The sequence below is a fragment of the Vibrio sp. 1580 genome, from assembly GCF_033340055.1.
The window spans coordinates 1-569 of sequence record NZ_JAWOVT010000543.1; the positions used below are offsets into that span (position 1 = coordinate 1).

Sequence of the window (569 nt, forward strand, 5' to 3'; positions counted from 1 at the left end):
GCAGAGTTGGAGAGTTACTGCTGTGGGAAGTATCGTTCGAGCCGAATAGAGATCGAGACATCACCCACTATGTATTTAAAGTCGTTAGAAATGGTCAGCAATATTGGCTAGACGCACGTGGAGTGCAAAAACGTATTCCGCCCAAAGAATTTCATTTCAAATTGAATGTAAACCATCAACCGCCAAAGTGGGTTCAAGAACAAGTTTTCTATCAGATTTTTCCTGATCGTTTTGCCGCGAGTCAAAGTGAGTCTGCGATTCGTGAAGCGTACTGCGAGTACGATCCTGATGCTGTGATTAAAACGTGGGGAGAACCAGTAGGGAATCACCAAAACTCTGGGGCACGTGAGTTCTTCGGTGGTGATCTAAAAGGCGTTGAGCAAAAGCTTGAGTACCTTGAACAATTGGGTGTAACTGCATTGTACTTCAATCCGATTTTTTCCTCGCCAAGTAACCATAAGTACGACACCACGGATTATTTCACGATTGATCCTATGCTCGGCACTAATGAGCATTTTGCGTCATTGTGCGAAAAAATCCGCAGCAAAAACATGAAGATCGTATTGGAT

At 43.8% G+C, this 569-nt stretch carries 1 protein-coding gene; it reads left to right on the forward strand.

The annotated features are described in order from the left end of the window. Nucleotides 1-569 (forward strand): alpha-amylase family glycosyl hydrolase (locus R7093_RS27070; protein WP_318147254.1); only part of this gene is annotated, 569 nt, incomplete at both ends.